Here is a 17,668-nt window from a genome sequence, read left to right on the forward strand (position 1 = left end):
CGGCGGCGGAGCTCAAGGCGGCCACCGTGGCCCGTCTACGCGCCGCCCACCGGACCGGAATCCGCCGGTTCCGCCTCGTCACCTGCGTACTCCTCGTGATGCTGCTCGCGCTGCTCGTCGCCTCGATCCTGCTCGGCGGGGTCAAGCGGATCCCGGCGGGCGACATCCTGCCCGCGGCCTTCGGGATGCGTACCGGTCTGGCCGACTACGTGATCTTCCGCATCCGGATGCCGCGCGCCCTGGCGGCGCTGCTCGCCGGAGCCCTCTTCGGCCTCTCCGGGGCCCTGTACCAGCGGCTCGTCCGCAACCCCCTGGCCACCCCGGACATGGTCGGCATCTCGGCCGGGGCCGGGGCAGGCGCCACCACGATGCTGCTGTTCGCGCCCGCGGTTCCCTTCGGGACCTCGCTCGCCGGCCTCGGCGGTGCCTTCGTCCTCGTGGCGACGGTGCTCGCGCTGAGCCGGCGCGGCGGGGGCGTGGACACGTACCGCTTGGTCCTGGTGGGCATCGGCCTGAGCGCCGTGTGCACCGCCTACGTGAACTACCTGTTCACGGTGGCCGGACAGCACGGGATCGCCCAGGTGATGCGCTGGCTGGTCGGCAGCGTCAACGACGCCACCTGGGACGGGGTGTCCACACTGGCGGGCGCGCTCGCCGTGTGCGGGCTCTGCACCGCGCTGCTGAGCCGCTCCCTGGGCAACATGGCCCTCGGCGACCAGCTCGCCCTCGGGCTCGGCACCCGGGTCGGCGTCGCTCGGATCGCGACCCTGCTGGTCGGGGCCGCCGCCGCCGCGCTGGCCACGAGCGTCACCGGCCCGATCGGCTTCGTCTCGCTGATCAGCGGCCCCATCGCGACCCGGCTGGTCGGCGCCGACCGGTCCGTCGCCCTGGCCGTCCCGATCGGCGCCGTCATCGTCCTAGGCGCCGATGTGCTCGCCCAGCACGGCCCGCTGATCAGCCCGGTACCGACAGGTGTCCTCACGGCACTGCTCGGCGCCCCCTACTTCGTCCGGCTGATCCTCCGGCGCAGGCAAGGAGCCACCGCATGAGCGCACGACCCGTACTCGACTCCCCCGACGCCGAGTTCCGGCTCGAAGCCCGCGGCATCAGCGCCGGCTACGACCGCAAGCCGATCATCGAGGAGCTGTCCCTCGGGATCGTGCCCGGCAGGATCACCGCGCTCGTCGGCCCGAACGCCTGCGGCAAGTCGACCCTGCTCAAGTCGGTCGCCCGGCTGCTGCCCGTCGCGGCCGGGTCGGTCCTCCTCGAAGGCCAGGACATCCACGACCTGCCCACCCGCGAGGTGGCCCAGCGCCTGGGCATCCTGCCTCAGTCGCCGATCGCCCCGGAGTCCATCACCGTCGGCGACCTCGTCCGGCGCGGGCGCCACCCGCACCACCGGTTCGGACAACGGCGCACCGCCGCCGACGACGAGGTCATCGCGCACGCCCTGCTGGCGACCGGGACGGCCGAACTGATCGACCGCCCGGTCGACCAGCTCTCCGGCGGTCAGCGCCAGCGCGTGTGGATCGCCCTCGCGCTCGCCCAGGACACGCCGACGCTGCTCCTGGACGAGCCCACCACCTACTTGGACATCGCCCACCAGATCGAGGTCATGGACCTCCTCGCCGACCTCAACGAGCAGGCCGGCAAGACGATCGTGCTGGTGTCCCACGACCTCAACCAGGCCGCCCTGTACGCCTCGACGATCGTCGCCATGCGCGACGGCCGCATCGTGCGCCAGGGCACGCCCGAAGAGGTGCTCACCGAGGAGACCGTGGCCGAGGTGTTCGGCCTGGACTGTCTCGTCGTCCCCCATCCCCGCTCAGAGCGGCCCCAGATCTTCCCCCTGGGCCGTCGTACCCCCGCATAGGAGACACCACCATCATGTCCGTCCTGCACAGAACGCGCCGCCGCCCGGCCCGCTCCCTCGCCGCCCTCACCGCGGCCGCCGCCTGCCTCGGCCTGCTCACCGCATGCGGCGGCGGCGAGGACTCGACCGCCGCCAAGGACAAGCCGGCCGCCGCCGGAGCCGACGCGTCCGCCGCCTTCCCCGTCTCCCTCACCAACGCGTGGGGCAAGACGGAGGTCAAGAAGAAGCCGGTGAAGGTCGCGACGGTCTCCGACGGCGACACCGCCATAGCGCTGGCCCTCGGTATCGTCCCGGTCATCACCCCGGACGTCGAGGACGGCGCGAAGGTGCCCGAGTACAAGCAGCGCGCCATCGACAAGCTCGGCGCCGGCAAGCTGAAGACGTACGACGACACCGACGGCACCGCCTACGAGGCCATCGCGGCCGAGGCCCCCGACATCATCCTCGGCATGAACACCTGGGAGATGGACGCGGACTACGCCAAGTTGCAGCCGATCGCCCCGGTGGTCACCTTCACCGACAAGGCGCACGCCGACACCCTCACCTGGCAGGACCGACTGAAGACGGCCGCGAAGGCCCTCGGCCTGAGCGCCAAGGCGGACGAGGTCATTGCGGCGAACGAGAAGGCCACGACGGAGGCCGCCGCCGCGCACCCCGAGTTCAAGGGCAAGACCTACACCTACACGGTCGTCCACCCGGAGCAGGTCAGCTTCATGTCCTACGCCGACCAGGACCCGGGCGTCTTCGAGAAGCTCGGCTTCACCAAGACCGACAAGGCGAAGAACTACGCGCCGAACAAGAACGCCGTGAGCCTGGAGAACCTCGACCAGCTCGACGCCGACGTCCTCCTCGTCACCTACCCCTTCGGCGACCGCGGTGTCATCAGCGCCACCGAGCTGGAGTCCAACAAGCTCTTCCAGTCGCTGAACGCGGTGAAGACCAAGCACTTCACGGTCATCCCCTCGGAGAACTCGCTCTCCTCGGCCATCGCCTACCCGGACGCACTGAGCGCCCCGTGGGTGGTCGAGCAGCTCACCCCGCTGCTCGCGAAGGCCGTCGCCGGCCAGTGACGTCCGCCGCCACGCGGCCCCCGGCGGGCCCGTCTCCTGCGGGAGGCGGGCCCGCCGGGGCAGCCGCGTGGGCTGCCCCTCCTCAGTGCTCCGTCCCCAGGGCCTCGCGCGCTGCCCGCTGGAAGGCGGCGAGCGGGGCCTGCTTGGCGTCGGCGGCGGACGCGAACCGCGCCCGATGGTCGTCGACATGGGCGACACCGCCCCTGATCGCCGACCGCGCCCAGTCCACCACGATCATCTCGCACCTTCGCATCGCCCGATGCAGGGCCGCTGCCTCGTCCGCCGCGGACCGCGGCCCGGCAACGGCCACGGCTGAGGAACCCGTACTGAATCTGGCCCAGGCGTCATGGGTTTCGGCGAGCGCCGCTTCCCAGTCGGCCGACGTGCTCGCCTGTGAAACCAGTTGGTCGGCCACCTTCCAGCACGCCGCGTTCAACTCCCGCGTGGCGGCCAGGTACGAGGCGTACGCGTCGCGTCTCATCTCGTCACGCCATTGCTGATGGTCGGCACGCTGCTGCTCACGGCGCTGCCTGGACTGGCCGACCACGGAGAGCCAACCACCGGTCAGCCCTCCGATCGCCCCTATGGCCGCACCGACGATGGCTGCCAGGCTCCCGTCCACAGTCCTCGATTACACAGCACGGACGCCCCGCACGCCAGATCGCTCGAAGCCGCCTGCGCCGGCCTCCGTGTTCGGGACGGGACCGCTCAGTGGTGCCAGGCCTGACCTCCGGTGTTGTGGACGAACCGCTGGAGGACCTTCAGGGTGATCACGTACTCCTCGTCCGAGATGCCCCGGTGCCGCTCCTGCCACAGCTCCGCCTGGGTCTCGGCCACCCGGGCGGAGAAGTCCTCCCCCAGGGGCGTGAGTTCGAGGTGGCCGTCCGGGTTCTGGGTGACCCAACCACGGGCGATGGTGGCGTCGATCTCCTCGTCCAGGTCGTCGATGCCCGCGACCGCGTAACCGCTCAGTACCCCGGTCACCGCCTCACGGGTCGGCGGCGGCTCGGCCCCGGCGATCCGTCCCAGGATCCAGGCCTGGGGCTGGGTGGTACCGATGCCGGCGAGAACGGCTCGGATACGGGTGACCACGGCGTCGGAGGCGGCCCGACTCCAGTAGCCGATGGGCTGCCGGACCAGTTCGGCGTCGTTGTGCGAGTACTCCATGGCGGATCCGCTCCGTTCGCTCTCTTCGAGATCTCCTACGCACAACACCGTATGAACTCAAGCGCACTTGAGGTCCACCCCCACGAGGGGCGGGTATCCGCGAAGGGCGTCCGGATTGCGCGCGGGGTGTCAGTGCCGTGGTCCGCGGGTTGGATACGGGGCGCGCGTGGCGTCGTAGCGTGGCCGCATGCCGGATCTGCCGGACGGATGTGAAGGAGCAAGTCGGATGTCCAGCCGTAGTCCCCGCTCGGTCGTCACCTTCCCCATCGTGCTCAGGGAGTTGACGGTGCTGCGCGTCTCGGACGTCACGCCCGGGATGCGGCGGGTGACCCTGGGCGGCCCCCAGCTGCACGCCTTCGAGCACGCGGGCCTGTCCCTCCCGGCGCTGCGCACGGAGGGCTTCGACGACCACGTGAAGTTCTTCTTCGCGGAAGAGGGCCGGGATCCGGTCCTGCCCCGGCAGAACGTGAGCAGCCTGGACTGGCCCTCGGACGGCCGGCCGATCTCCAAGGACTACACGCCGGTGCGGTTCGACCCGGTGGCCGGGGAGATCGACTTCGACTTCGTCCGGCACGACGGCGGTATCGCCTCGGCGTGGGCCCAACAGGCCGCTCCGGGCCAGGTGACCTGGATCGCCGGGCCGAAGATGTCGCACGGTCACCCCGAGGGCGCGGACTGGCTGCTGGTGATCGGCGACGAGACGGCGCTGCCCGCGATCGCTCGCTGGCTCGACGAGATGCCCGAGGGGACCCGGGCCCGGGTGTTCGTCGAGGTCGGCGAGGACAGCCACCGCCAGGAGCTGCCGACGCGCGCCGAGGCCGAGGTCACCTGGCTGGTGCGGGACGGCGTCCCGGCCGGGCGCAGCGATCTGCTGGAGCGCGCGGTGCGGGACATGGAGTGGCTGCCGGGGACGGTGTTCGTCTGGGCCGCCGGTGAGGCCGTCACCCTCAAGGGCATCCGACGGCACCTCTCGGTGGACCGGGGCGTGCCGCGCGAGCAGACGCACATCACCGGCTACTGGCGGCGGGCCGAGGTGGTACCCGGCCTCGCCGAGCCGGCCGATCCCGACGTGCTGGAGGGCGAGGACGCGCACGGCAGGCTCCACGAACTGACCGACCTGGCCCCAGGTCTCGCGATCCGCGTGGCCGTCACGCTGGGCCTGGTCGACCTGGTCTACCAGGGCGTACGGGAGCCCGCGGAGCTCGCGCGGCGCAGTGGGATCGAGCCGCGCTCGCTCGGCGCGCTGCTGAAGTATCTCGTGGAGATCGAGGTGTTCGAGGTCGGCGACGACGGGTACCGGCTGACGCCGGTGGGCGAGGAGCTGGTGGAGGACGACCATTCGTCGGAGGAGTACGACCTGCGCGGCGCGCAGGCCGCCTTCGACCTGTCGCTGGCGGGGCTCGCCGAGCGACTGCGTTCGGGCGCGAACGGGTGCCGGACGGCGTCCGGCGAGACCTTGGCCGATGCGCTGCGCACCGACGCGCGCCTGGGCGGTTCGGCCCGTACCGCGATCGAGGACGAGGCGCGCTGGGTCTCCACCGGGGTCGCCGGTGCCTACGACTGGTCTGCGGTGGACGTCCTCGGCGCGGCGGGCAACGGCGCCGGCACGGTGGTCAACGCGCTGGTCAAGGAGTTCCCGGGGCTGCGGGTGCGGATCGCCGCCCTGCCGTCGGTGCTGGGTGTCCTGGGCGGGGAGATCCTCGACCCGGAGGTGTTGCCCCGGGTGGAGCTCGTCGCGCAGACGCACCCGGTGCCGTCGGGTGCGGGCACCCTGCTGCTGTGCCGGCTGCTGGAGTGGCTGCCGGACGAGGACGCGGTCCTGACCCTGGCCGAGGCCGCGGCCGCGCTGTCGACCGATGGTGCCCTGGTGCTGGTCGAGCAGGTGGAGGCGGCGGATCCCGACGACATCGACGCGGCCCTGCACCACCTGCGGCTCACGGCGGCCTTCGGCTCCGGACTGCGCTCGGTGAAGGACGTGACCGCGCTGGCCGAGCGGGCCGGGCTCACGGTGCGCGCCTGCCGTGACGTCGGCTGGGACCACCGACTGTGGGTGCTCGCGCCGACCGCCTGACCGGAGAGCGACGGCGTGCCGTGCCCTGCCCGGTGGGGTACGGCACGCCGCCGCGTCGACCCGCCCCGCTTCGTGCGAATCTGTGGTCATGACGTCTGAGGTCACGGCAGCGGCCTGGGCCGGGCAGCAGGTCGCCGCGGTCCGCGACGACCCGACGGGGCGGATGGCCTTGATGGAGCGTTGCTACCACGGCCCGTTCGGCAAGGCGCCCCAGCACCTGCCGTTCCGCCGGGCGGCGATGTCCTTCATGCGGTGGCAGGTGCGGCGGGGCGTGTTGCGGCCTCCGTCCGCCGATCGGCCCGGCAGTCCCTGGTGGCGGGCGGTGAACGAGCGGATCCTCCGGGACGGCTGCGAGGCCGTGGGCCTGAGCGGCGGACTTCCCGGGCCTCCCTCCGCGCGCACGGTCGACCATTGGCGGGCCTTCGCCGAGCACCCGACGGCCCGGGCCTGGTACCGGGCCCACAACGGGAGCGTGGTCGCCGCCTACCTCGAGAACCGCGATCTCGCGGAGGCGGAGAACGAGACCGAGCGGTTCTTCATGAACGTGGTCCTCTGCCGCGTGCTGTACGCCCACGCCCTCGTCTCGGCGCCCCGCCTCGCCCTCGGGTGGCTGCGCCCGCTCGCCCCGTTCCTCGGCGATCCCCGGGTGGAGATGACCGGGATCTTCTTGCAGTTGTCGCGCGTGCTCCCCGACGCGTACCCGCTCCACGACACGGTGCGGTCCCACCTCGACCGGGAGATCGGCTTCGGTCGCCTCCTCGATTTCGGAGTGATCACGCCGAGGCTGCGGCAGCTCTACGCGTGGTCGGCCCACGAACTCGGGGCTCCCGACCTGCTCGGCTGCCTGCGCGACGGAGCCCCCGTCTACGCCTGGTCGTTCGACGACCGGCATGTCTGGGAGCCCCCGAACTCCTTCGCCCTCCGTGTGATCCACCGGGCGCTCCCACCCGAACCGGAACGGCGCACCCGGTACCGGTGACCGGTCGTACGGTCCCCCGCCTCAGCTCCGCCGGGCGGTGGCGGCCGGTGCGCCCGCCTTACGGGCGTGCAGCACGTGCGCGTCCAGGGGCAGGGGGCGGCGGCCGACGAGCTGGAGCCCCGCGTCGGCGAGCAGACGTGCGTAGTGGTCGGCCCGCCGTTCGCGGCCTCCGACGTTGCACAGCATGTGCAGATCCCAGGCGGTGGCCAGCGAGGGGGAACCGTCGACGGGCAGGAGGCGCTCCACGACGAGCAGGTCCGCGTGGGCGGGCATCGCACGGACGCAGTGGCGCAGGATCTCGCGACAGCGGTCGTCGTCCCAGTCGTGCAGGACGCGGGACAGGATGTAGACGTCGCCGCCGGTCGGCACGTCGGCGAAGTCGCCCGCGCGGTAGTCGCAGCGCGAGCCGCAGCCCGTGGCGTCGAGGAGGCGGCGGGCGGCCTGCACGGCGTGCGGGCGTTCGAGGAGGACACCGCGCAGGCGCGGGTGCGCCGTGAGGATGCGGCCGAGGAGCTCGCCGTTCCCTCCGGCGATGTCCACGACGGTCGCGGCCCGGGACGCCTGGGCCGCCTGGGATGCCTGGGCCGCGGCGGTGATCACGGGATGGGTGGGGAGCGGCTGGAACATCCGAGAGCTCGCGGCCATGGACCGGTCGAAGAGGGCGGCGAGTTCGGGGTCGCGGGCGAAGTGGTCGAAGTGGTTCTCGCCGAAGAGGTGGTCGAAGGCCGGCTGTCCGGTCCGCACGGCGTGGTCGAGAGCGCCGAAGGAGCGGTAGAACGGGCCCGCGTACATCAGGGCCAGCGGTCGCATCGACCCGGGCGTGTCCGCGCGCAGCAGGGCGCCGAGTTCGGTCAGGCGGAATCCTTCCTGCTGCTCGACGACCGCTCCGAGCATGGCCAGGTAGCGCAGCAGGGTGGCGAGGCTTCGCGGGTGGGTGCCGGTCGGCCGGGCGAGGTCCTCGGTGCGGTGCGCGGTACGGGTGTCCATGACGTCGGGCAGGCCCAGCCGGGCGAATGTGGCCAGTGCCTGCGTCGTCCACGCGCCGGTGAAGAGGTGAAGGAGCGTTTCGGCGGGCTGCCGCGCGTCGTCGCGGGGGCGGTGGTCCAGGTCGGAGTGGTCCAGGTGCGCGGCGAGGGTGTCGCGGTGGTCGCCCGGGGCGTAGAGCTCCAGCCGCCGGTAGTCGCAGGCCGCGTCGGCGGGGAGGGTGAAGTAGAGGACGGTGCCGTCCTCGTGCGGGTTGTAGCCACCGCCGTCGGGCCGCGCGCCGTGGCGGCCGAGGATCGCGCACAGGCCGCGCAGGGCCAACGGCTCCGGATGCTCGACCTCGAAGGCGAGGTGCGCCTCGTGCCGGCGGACGCGTTCGTAGGCGGCGAGCGGTTCCAGGTCGGAGTGCGGGGGCACGGTCAGGGCGAACACCTCGACCGCGCGCCGCTCCCCGTCGTGGCCGTCCACCGGCGGGCGCAGGATCCGGACGTCGAGCTCGGCCGGGTCCCGCCGGTGGCGCCGGGCGAGCCGGTCCCGGACCACCACGCTGGGGTGGGAGGGAGTGTCCACGGCCAGTCCGCAGTCGACGAGTTGGGCCCGCAGGCCGTCGGAGTCCGGCGGAAAGAGCAGCAGTCCGGCGTGGGCGAACCGGCAGTGCTCGGCCAGCGTCCGTAGGTCCGGGCCGCCGAGTCCGGGCAGGAGGTGCGGGAGCAGGGCGGCGCTGTCGTGCTCGCGGACGAACCGGGCTGCCGCGCGCAGGCAGGCGGTGTCGTCCCGGAGCAACGTTTCGTCGGGGAGGGTCGTCGTCATCGTGAAGGTGTCCTCGGGCCGGTACGGGGCTGGGCAGGGCGAAGCAGGTGGCGGGGGCGGAAGGGGTGGAGGGGGTGGAGCGTGCGGAAGGAGGGTCCGGGCGAGCCGTACGGGGCCGGCCCCGCGGCGGTCACACGCCGACGTAGTTCTCGGCGAACCAGTCCTGGTGGATGCGCGAGGTGCGCAGCGAGGCGAGCCGGGAACGCCGCAGGCCGGCCTGGAAGAACGATCCGGCATCCTGGTCCCGGTCGGAGGGCGCGTGCAGGAGCCGGGTCATCCACCCGGTGAACTCCTGCGCCCGCCAGATGTGCGCCAGGCAGCGGTCCGAGTAGGTGTCGAGCCCTGCGGTGTCGCCCCGGGTGAGGGCATCGGTCAGGGCTTCGGCCAGCATCTCGGCTTCCAGGACCGCCAGGTTGGCGCCCTTCGCGGCGGCCGGCGCGAGCAGGCTCGCCGCGTCGCCCGCCAGGAGGAGCGAGCCGTGCCGCAGCGGTTCGACGACGTCGCAGGTGAGGTCGAAGACCCCGCGTTCCAGGAGCGTGCCCCGGCGCAGCGGGCCGTGGTCCGCGGCGCCCATCCGCACGTCGAGCTCGTCCCAGATCCGCTGCTCGGGCCAGGCGTCGGCGGGAGTGCCGCGCTGCCATTGGAGGTAGTAGCGGGTGACCTCCGAGGTGCGGGCCATGTGTCCGGCGAAGCCGCGGTCGTGGATGGCGTAGCCGACGGCGTCGAGGCTGGGCGGGGCCTCGGCGAGCAGGCCGAGCCAGGTCACCCCGTGGTCGTAGCGGTGGTGGCGGACGGCGCCCGGCGCAAGTGAGCGCCGGGCCGCCCCGTACCGGCCGTCGCAGCCGGCGACGTACCGGGCGGTCCAGCGGGTGGTGCGGCCGTCGGATTCGCGCGTCATGACGGACGGCCGGGTGCTGTCGGTGTCCCGCACGGCGAGCGCCTCGGTGCAAAAGCGGATGCGTCCGCCGAGGTCGAGGTAGTGGGTCAGGAGGTCCGTGACCAGGTGCTGCTGCGGGTAGACATGATGCTGCGCCCCCTGGCCGAGGGCGCCGTAGTCGAGGCGGAACCGGCCGTCCGGCGTGCGGAATTCGCACGTGCCGTGGCGGCGGCCGTTCCGGTGCAGCCCGTCGGCGAGGCCGTGGCGGTCCAGGATCTCCACGGTGTTCGGGGCGAGGAACCCCGCGCGGGCCCGGGCCTGGACCTGGGTACGGGAGGCACGTTCCAGGACGACGCTGTCGATCCCGGCGGCGTGCAGCAGGATTCCGAGAACGAGCCCGGCGGGGCCGGCGCCGAGGACGACCACATCGGCTGACTCACATAACGTGGGGGACTTGTGACTTTCCGTCATAGCGGGTGAAGCATAAGCACGCGAAGATCCACACACCTACCTGAACCATCCCTAGGTAGGAATAGAGTGACAATCGGCATGCGCGTGGCCGCCCGGCGACCGTGGGTCCGGGATCCGTTTCCGCAGCTGAGAGGTGGTGCGCTCCGGGCGCGCGAAGGTGGGCGCGCTCTCCTGCTACGCCCCCGGCGCGCGCACGAGCGAGCCCAGCGGGTCAGCGCCCTCGGCGGGACCTGTCAGGTGCGGCCGGAGGTGCCGGAACTCGCACCGGCGGCGATCCGCCGGGGCGTGGCTCGTATCCCGTCCAAGGCCGCCCGCGCGGCGACCTCGCCCTCCTCGTAGGCGTTGGCCCGGGCCTCTCGGATGGCCTCGCGGAGCTGTCGAACGGCCTCGCCGGTACGTCCGACGGCGGCGAGCGCCTCGCCGTGGAGGGTACGCAGAACCACGCGCCGTGGGGCCGCCAGCGGAGGCGCGGCGAGCGTGAGCCCGTGGGCCGCGTGGTCGGCGGCCTCGGCTGCGGAGCCGACCGACAGCAGGTGTTGGGCGAGGTGTTGGTGCGCCAGGGTGGCTGTCTCGGTGAGGCCTGCCCGCTGGGCCAGGGCGAGGGCCTCGGCCAACAGGGCGCCGGGCCGCTCGTGGTCTCCGTGCCGCATGAGCGCCACGGCGAGGTTGATCCGGGCGACCGCCTCCCCGGCGACGTCCCCCGCGCGGATCGCGAGGTCGGGGGCCCGCTCCAGTCGGGTCAGGGCCTCCTCGGGCCTGCCCTCCTCGGACAGCACCCAGCCGAGCAGTGCCGACGCCCGGGACTGGGCGGCCGGATCGCCGTCCAGTTCCGCGGACGTCAGGCCCTGTTCGAGCAGCGGCACCCAGCCGTCGCGGACCTGCCACACGATGAGCGGCCACTGGAGCAGGACGATCCGCCAGGCCCGGTCGTGGAGGCCCGCCGCGACGGCGGACTCGACCGCTGCCCGCAAGGTGCCGCGTTCGGCGGAGTACCAGGCGAGCGCGGCCGTCCGGTCGGCGAACGGGCGGATCTCGGCCGAGAGCCGGGCCCCGGCCGGCAGGGCGCAGCACGGTTCGCCGCCGGGCTCCGCGGCCGCGCACGCCCCGAGCAGGGTCTGCACCCAGTGGTCGAGCAGCCTCAGCAGCCCGGCGGGTTCGTGGCCGGGTGCCAGGCTGCGGGCGAAGAGGCGCACCAGATCGTGCAGCACATAGGATCGCGGGCCCGTCTCGACGACCAGCTGGGCCGCGGCCAACTGGTCGAGCGCCAGGGCGGCCTGGGGCGGCGGGCAGTCGGCGAGCGCGGCAGCGGCGGCGGTGTCGAGCGTGGCGCCGGTGTGCGGGCCGAGGTGGTGGAACAGTCCGCGGGCCGGTTCGGGCAGATGCCGCAGGCTGAGGCCGAGCGCCGCGGCGACGCCGGTGTCCTCCGCCTCGAGCAGGTCCAGCCGGTGCTGCTCGTCGGCGAGTTCACCGGCGAAGGAGGCCAAGCCCCGGTGCGGCCGGGTGGCGAGCCGGGCGGCGGCGACGCGCAGCGCGAGCGGCAGTCCGTCGCACAGGACGGCCAATCGGGCGGCGGCTTCCGGTTCGGCGGCCACCGATTCCGGGCCCAGTACGGCGGCCAGCAGCGCCGTCGAGTCGGCGGCGGGCAAGGTGCCGACGGTCACCGGGCGAGCGGCGTCGGTGGCCACCAGGCCGTCGAGCCGTTCGCGGCTGGTGACGAGGGTGACGCAGTCGTCCCCGCCGGGCAGCAACGGGCGGATCTGCTCGGAGCCGGCGGCGTTGTCCAGTACGACCAGCAGTCGCCGCCCGGTGGTCAGTTCTCGGTAGCGGGCCCCGAGGGCGGCGGGCGAGCCCGGCATCCGCTCGACCGGGACGCCGAGCGCCAGCAGGAACTCGCGGAGCACGGCAACGGTGTCACGGGCCGGGGTGGGGCTGAAGCCGCACAGGTCGGCGAAGAGGGTGCCGTCGGGGAAGTCGGCGCGGCGCCGGTGCGACCAGTGCACGGCGAGCGCGGTCTTGCCGACGCCGGCGGTGCCCGTGAGCGTGACGAGGGGGCCCGGAAAGGCGCTCGTGACGCGGTCGAGGACCGCGAGTTCGTCCTGTCGCGCGATGAAGCCCCGAGGCCGACGGGGCAGCAGTTGGGGCGTGACGGCCTCTGCGGCCATGGCCGTCCCGTGCGGCCGGCGGACGGTCGGCGACCGGGCCGCCGTCTCGTTGTCGGCACGGTCATCGACATCGGCGGGGGTACCGACGGCGGTACTCGTACCGGTACCGGTATCGACATCGGTCTCGGTCTCGGCGCCGGTGTCCGTACCCGGCTCGGCGGCGGCGGCGTCGGCAGCTGCATCGGCATCGGTGCGCAGGAGGGTGCGGTACGCGTCGGTGAGTACCGGTGCGGGGTCGACGCCGATCTCGTCCGCGAGCAGCTTCCGCGTGCGGTGGAAGAAGTCCAGCGCGTCCGCCTGCCGGCCGGCCCGGGCCAGGGCCAGCATCAGCTGTGCCACGAGCGGCTCCCGCAGAGGGTGCGCGGTGGCCTCGGCGTGCAGTACGGACGCGGCGGCTCCGTGGTCGCCCAGTCGCCCGTACGCGCGCGCCAGCGCCTCCACGGCCGAAAGGCGCAGTTCCTCCAACGCGTGCGCGGGCGCCTCCAGCGGTGCGCTGTGCACGATCCCGGCGAACGCCGGTCCCTGCCACAGGCCCAACGCCTCGCGTAGGACCGCCACGGCCTCCGCCGGGTCCGCGCTCCGCCGGACGAGCCGGAGCGACTCCTCGAACCGGTGGGCGTCCACGAGTGCCTCGGGCAGGCACAGCCGGTACGCCGCCCCTTGGGTGAGGAGTTCCACGCCGTGTGCCGCCGCGTCGTGCTGCGCCAACACCGCCCGGAGCCGGGAGACATGTCCCTGCAGCACGGTGCGCGCGTGCTTCGGCGGTTCCTCGTCCCACAGTGCCTCGGTGAGTCGCTCGACGCCCACGGGCGCGTTCGCGTGGGCCAGCAGCACGGCGAGCAGGCTCCGGCGTTTGGCAGGGCCGAGCGGGAGGGGTGTCCCGTTCGCCGTCGTCACGGAGACCGGCCCCAACACGCGGAACTGCACAGATCCCACCCTTGTCGTTCCGTACCGCTTCGTACCGTTCCATCCATGTACAGCTGGCCCCTGATCGAGGATAAGTCGGATGGTTCCGGCGACATGAGTACGGCCTCGGCCAATCGTGGAACGCCCATGCCGCCCTCGAACGCATGAGGTCAGGGCGCGGTACGGACCCTGTGGGCGGAGCGTTAGCGGGCCGTTAGAGCATCGTTGGCGGCCGGTGGAAGTGTTCGGGGCGTCGAGTCGTTCCGTCATCCCGATTGGGGAGTACACACATGACCTTGGCCATCCTCCGCCGGTCCGCCCTCGCGATCACCACCCTCGCGCTCTCCGGGGCCGCCCTCGCAGGAGTCACCGCCGCCCCGGCGCAGGCGGCGGCGCCCGCCTCCGCCGCCGGCTTCTGCCACGTGTCCGGCCTCGGCGGTGACTACATCTGCGAGTACGGCGAGGCCTGGCTGACGTACCCGGCCGGAAACCGTCAGGTCTTCATCGTCGGCACGGACTTCGCGGTGTGGACCCGCTGGCAGTACGCAGGCGGTTCGTGGAGCGAGTGGACCTCCATGGGCGGCACCGTGCGCAGTGGGGTCCGCATCGAAGGCAACAACACCTGGAACCCGACCATCTCGATCGTGGGCATGGACGGCGAGCGCTGGTCCCGGCACCGCCTGACCAGCGGCAGCTGGACTCCCTGGCAGAACTGACCCCCGCATCCCCGGCGAGCCGCCACCCGCCGGTCCAGGGAGAGAACGGAACAACACCCGTGACGGGGGTGTCCCTGGCACGGCGGCAGGCGCCCCCACACACCCCCACGCCTGACCGCCGGCCCGCCGGGTCCGGCCACCGCCACCCCAGGCGGCCGCCGGGCCCGGCCACGGCCCCCCGCGCCGCACCCCCCGACGCGGCCACGAGCCGTGACGCGCCGCAGCGAGTCGCGACGAGCCCCCGCGTCAGAACGCGTAGAGGGTGTTGTCGTTCAGGGTCGCGGACATCACGCACGCGTTGGAGAAGGTGTGCTTCCACGCGACGGGCTGACCGCGCCATACACCGTCCGCGGTGACGGTCACGGGGTCGTAGTGCCGCGGGCACACCCGGCCCGGATTGGGTGCGGCCAGCAGGCTGTCGAACTCGCCGCCGGTGGCGTTGAGGGCGTCGCACGCGGCCCTGGGGTCGGGGTGCGTGCCCTCGGCGGTGTAGGCGCAGCTGAGGACGGCCGCACGCAGGACCGTGCCCGTGGCGGCGTCGCCCTGGGCGATGGTGAAGACCATGGCGGAGGGTGCGTACAGGCTCGTCGGGCTCGCCTCCGCCACGCCCGCGGTGCCTGCGAGGCAGAGGAGAGCGGCGGCGGAGACGGTGGCTAAACGGCGACGCATGACAAGGCCTACTTTCGATTCGAAGGATGTTTGGTGCGCTAGAACTTTCATGTAGCGCTCAACTGGCCCTGAGCCTGCCAGGTGTGAAGGTGCATCGCACATGGGCGGTCGATTTACGGACAGTCCGTTCGGATGTCGGTCGCCCGAGGGGCACTTCGCGCAGCTCCCGCCGGGTGCCCGCTGGTCCGCAGCATGCGGGAGCGCGGCACATCGACCGGTGTGACGTCGCCACCCGCACCTGCGGCCCAGGTGGCGGCCATGCCCGGTTCACCGAACGGCCCATCAGGGTGACCGGATCGCTACGGTGCGAAGCCCCCACGCTTCGCGGCCGCCTTCGCGTGCTCGGTCCCGTCAGCCGGCCTTGAGACGGCGGCCGATCTCCTCGGTCATCCGGCGCTGGAGTTCCGCGAGCTGCTCGTTCGTATAGCCCGTCAGGTCGCCCGGATCCCCTGGGTTCTTCGCGCCCTCCTGCTGCTGTTTCTGCTGCTCCCGCCGTGTGAGCTCCTGCTCCTCGGGGGATCCGGGCACCGCGTACGCACACCGGATGAGCGCTCCGTCGGCGGCCTTCAGGCAGGTCGCCTCACGCCCGCCCACCTGGCCCTTCCCCTCCACCCGGTAGCGGACGTTCTGTTCGCTTCCGACGGTGGCGGTCCACGTCCCGCCCCCGGTCGGTACGACCTCGAAGACCTGGTCGTCGTTGTAGCAGCAGACGTCCCGGTACTCCGCCTTGATCAGGGCGACGAGCGCCTTCGGGGACGACCACGCCGGATCGAGGCGATGGACGGTCATCGGCGCGAGTCCGCCGCCCTGGTGGCGGGTGGGCACCGTGGACACGGCCACGACCGAACTGGCCTCGCCCTGGGGCGTGAGCGGGGTGACGTACGCGCTGCGCCCGGCCTCTTGGACGTACCGCAGGGTGAACTCGGACTCGTTGCCCTCGTTGGCGCCGTCCTCGGAGGCGTCCCATCCGCTGCGCTCGAACCACCAGTCGCTGAAACCGCCCACCGCGGCGGTCCCTTCCCGCTGACGGGCGGCGAGGCTGATCGGGTAGGACGGGCCGGGAACGGCGGAGGTGTCGGTGGTGATGGTGAGCTTTCCGGTCCGCCCGTCGTAGAGCGCGACGCCGGCGGGGCGCTCGGTCACCACGAGGATCCCGGTCTGTCGCTTGAGCGGGACGACGACGACCGGTGTGCCGCCCGAGCAGGTCACGTAGGCGTCGTCGGCCTCGAACCGGACCCAGCGCTTCTCGGCCGAGATCTTCCTGCCGAGATTGTGGGTGAACCAGCCGCTGATCCTGGCGTCGGCCGCGGACACGTCGAAGGCGCACCGCTCCTGGCTACGGCTCTCGCCGCCGAGCGGAACGTCCTGCACGAGGCCTACCTCGTACCCGGCCAGCCAGCCGCGGCGCTCCACCAGCGTCGCGAACCGGTCCGAGTCGGGCAGGTAGGTGATGTCGGAGATCTCGCCGGTGACATCGCCCAGGTGCGGGGCGGCCTGTGCCTTGCCGGCCACGTACGGCACGCGGGCCGCCAGCGCCGGTACGGGCTCGGTGACGACCTGCGCGGTGGCCATGTACGCACGGTCCTGCAGGTACGAGCCGTACACCAGCCAGCCGACGGTGAGGCCCAACCCGACGACGGCGCCCAGGCACCCGAGGGTGGCGGCCGCGTTCCCTGCGCCCGCGCCGCGCCCGGACCGACGCCGCAGCAGTCGGACCACCAGCACACCCACCAGGGCGACCGCCGCGGCCAGCAAGGGCAGGGCGAACCAGGCGACGAGCTTGCGCAACTCCCAGACCGCGATCGTGGTGTAGTACGAGCCGTACCAGAGCACGAAGCCCACCGGCAGAACGACCAACCCCACGCGCAGCAGTGTCCGACCCATCAGCGCCCCCGCCCCCTCGGCCCCACGTCCCCGTGCGTCCGATTCTCCACCCCGGACCAGGCCGTGTCACCGGGTTACGCGGAGGCGGCCTCGGACCAGGACTAGGACTCGGGGTCGGGCTCGGCCTCCCCGTCGGCGGGACGGCGTACGGCGGCGGCGATCTCACGCACGCGGTCCAGGGTGATCCCCGTCCGTTGCTCCACGGCCAGGGGGTGGTCGGTGCGCTCCAGCTCGATGGAGGGGCGCCGGCCCAGGGGGCGGGTGTGGACGTGGGTCTTCAGGTTGAGCGTCGTGGACGGGTACACCAGCAGCTCGGTGGTGAGCCAGCCGAAGTACGGCGGCTCGGACTCCCGCCCCGGGGTGTCCCACAGATCGGCGGCGCGTGAGAAGTTCTCGCGGCTGAGCGAGACCCAGACACCCCAGGAGAACACCTCGTCGCGGCCGATGACCGGTATCTCGATCAGCCCCTTGACGAAGTAGTGCTGGGCCTTGATCACGCACTGGTCCGACGAGAGCAGACAGTCGTCGGCCTCGGCGAACGCCGGGTCCCACACGGCCGGGGCCTCGGCCGTGTAGTTCATGGGCAGCTCGGCGTGGGAGGAGCCGCAGCACGAGCAGGTGAATCCGTGATCAGTGGTCATGAGGGGAGCCTAGGGCGTGTCTTTCGGATCGGGCCGGATCAGGGAGCGGCGTCCGGTGCGTGCGATCGCACGGCGGCGGAGGGAGCCGACGCGGAGGGGGCACCTCCCCGCGGTGGCCGGAGGAGTCGACGACCGACGACAACGCGGTGAGCGTGCGTTGCCGGACGCCGCGAGCCCGGCCTGATCGCGAAAGGCACGCCCAGGGCTTGCCCCGGCAACGGATCGGCGGCGGTCGGTCGGTCGGTCTGCAAGCCGCTCCACACCCGCGGCTTCCGGCCGGTCCGCGGAGGGGCCTAGGCCGTGTTTTAGAACTGGGGTCCGTGTCTCGCCCTGTGCCGTGATGATCTCGGTGTGGGGCGAGGGGATCTTTCAGATGAGCAGTGGGCGG

At 72.7% G+C, this 17,668-nt stretch carries 14 protein-coding genes; 6 read left to right on the plus strand and 8 right to left on the minus strand.

Annotated features, from left to right (window positions below; genetic code table 11):
• Positions 1–26: 26 nt before the first annotated feature.
• The 3 genes from BCL76_RS36420 to BCL76_RS36430 are packed head-to-tail and all read left to right on the plus strand — an operon-like array spanning position 27 to position 2,943.
• The gene (locus BCL76_RS36420; RefSeq protein WP_258310128.1) at positions 27–1,049 is read left to right on the plus strand and encodes a FecCD family ABC transporter permease; all 1,023 of its coding nucleotides are present in this window, start codon (positions 27–29) and stop codon (positions 1,047–1,049) included.
• Entirely contained in the window at positions 1,046–1,873 is an 828-nt protein-coding gene (locus BCL76_RS36425) for an ABC transporter ATP-binding protein (RefSeq protein ID WP_109783716.1), read from the plus strand. The genes BCL76_RS36420 and BCL76_RS36425 overlap by 4 nt, the downstream gene beginning before the upstream one ends.
• A 14-nt stretch (positions 1,874–1,887) precedes the next feature.
• On the plus strand, positions 1,888–2,943 hold the full coding sequence (locus BCL76_RS36430) for an ABC transporter substrate-binding protein (RefSeq protein ID WP_109783719.1): 1,056 nt from the start codon (positions 1,888–1,890) through the stop codon (positions 2,941–2,943).
• 82 nt (positions 2,944–3,025) lie between these two features.
• Here BCL76_RS36430 and BCL76_RS36435 read toward each other — a convergent pair whose 3' ends face one another.
• Together BCL76_RS36435 and BCL76_RS36440 are read right to left on the minus strand one after the other, a co-directional pair.
• A complete protein-coding gene (locus BCL76_RS36435) occupies positions 3,026–3,565 on the minus strand; it encodes a hypothetical protein (protein WP_109783721.1) in 540 nt (179 codons plus the stop codon).
• Between the two features lie 86 nt (positions 3,566–3,651).
• The gene (locus tag BCL76_RS36440) at positions 3,652–4,110 is read right to left on the minus strand and encodes a MarR family winged helix-turn-helix transcriptional regulator (protein WP_109783723.1); all 459 of its coding nucleotides are present in this window, start codon (positions 4,108–4,110) and stop codon (positions 3,652–3,654) included.
• Positions 4,111–4,336: 226 nt separating this feature from the next.
• Between BCL76_RS36440 and BCL76_RS36445 the strand changes: the two genes are divergently transcribed.
• Both BCL76_RS36445 and BCL76_RS36450 read left to right on the plus strand, forming a co-directional pair.
• Complete coding sequence (locus BCL76_RS36445) at positions 4,337–6,181, plus strand: siderophore-interacting protein (protein WP_109783726.1); 1,845 nt, start codon at positions 4,337–4,339, stop codon at positions 6,179–6,181.
• Positions 6,182–6,269: 88 nt separating this feature from the next.
• A complete protein-coding gene (locus BCL76_RS36450; protein WP_109783728.1) occupies positions 6,270–7,160 on the plus strand; it encodes a hypothetical protein in 891 nt (296 codons plus the stop codon).
• A gap of 21 nt (positions 7,161–7,181) precedes the next feature.
• On the opposite strand, the gene BCL76_RS36455 is transcribed toward BCL76_RS36450, so the two are convergent.
• The 3 genes from BCL76_RS36455 to BCL76_RS36465 form a co-directional block, all read right to left on the minus strand.
• Entirely contained in the window at positions 7,182–8,954 is a 1,773-nt protein-coding gene (locus BCL76_RS36455; protein ID WP_109783731.1) for a methyltransferase, read from the minus strand.
• 130 nt (positions 8,955–9,084) lie between these two features.
• Positions 9,085–10,302 carry a 4-hydroxybenzoate 3-monooxygenase gene (locus BCL76_RS36460; protein WP_181382881.1) on the minus strand — a complete coding sequence of 406 codons (1,218 nt, stop codon included), beginning with the start codon at positions 10,300–10,302 and terminating at the stop codon, positions 9,085–9,087.
• Positions 10,303–10,535: 233 nt separating this feature from the next.
• Positions 10,536–13,391, minus strand: coding sequence for an AfsR/SARP family transcriptional regulator (locus tag BCL76_RS36465; protein ID WP_109783734.1), 2,856 nt, complete (start codon positions 13,389–13,391; stop codon positions 10,536–10,538).
• A gap of 269 nt (positions 13,392–13,660) precedes the next feature.
• Between BCL76_RS36465 and BCL76_RS36470 the strand changes: the two genes are divergently transcribed.
• A complete protein-coding gene (locus BCL76_RS36470; RefSeq protein ID WP_109783737.1) occupies positions 13,661–14,086 on the plus strand; it encodes a hypothetical protein in 426 nt (141 codons plus the stop codon).
• A 246-nt stretch (positions 14,087–14,332) separates the two neighbouring features.
• Here the strand turns inward: BCL76_RS36470 and BCL76_RS36475 are convergent, their stop codons facing one another.
• From BCL76_RS36475 to BCL76_RS36485, 3 genes are all read right to left on the minus strand, one after another.
• Entirely contained in the window at positions 14,333–14,755 is a 423-nt protein-coding gene (locus BCL76_RS36475) for a subtilase-type protease inhibitor (RefSeq protein ID WP_181382882.1), read from the minus strand.
• A gap of 351 nt (positions 14,756–15,106) precedes the next feature.
• The gene (locus tag BCL76_RS36480; protein WP_258310129.1) at positions 15,107–16,618 is read right to left on the minus strand and encodes a hypothetical protein; all 1,512 of its coding nucleotides are present in this window, start codon (positions 16,616–16,618) and stop codon (positions 15,107–15,109) included.
• Between the two features lie 122 nt (positions 16,619–16,740).
• A complete protein-coding gene (locus tag BCL76_RS36485; protein WP_258310130.1) occupies positions 16,741–17,220 on the minus strand; it encodes a DUF2199 domain-containing protein in 480 nt (159 codons plus the stop codon).
• Positions 17,221–17,668: the final 448 nt, after the last annotated feature.

This window comes from Streptomyces sp. CG 926, from assembly GCF_003148825.1.
Classification (GTDB): Bacteria; Actinomycetota; Actinomycetes; order Streptomycetales; family Streptomycetaceae; genus Streptomyces.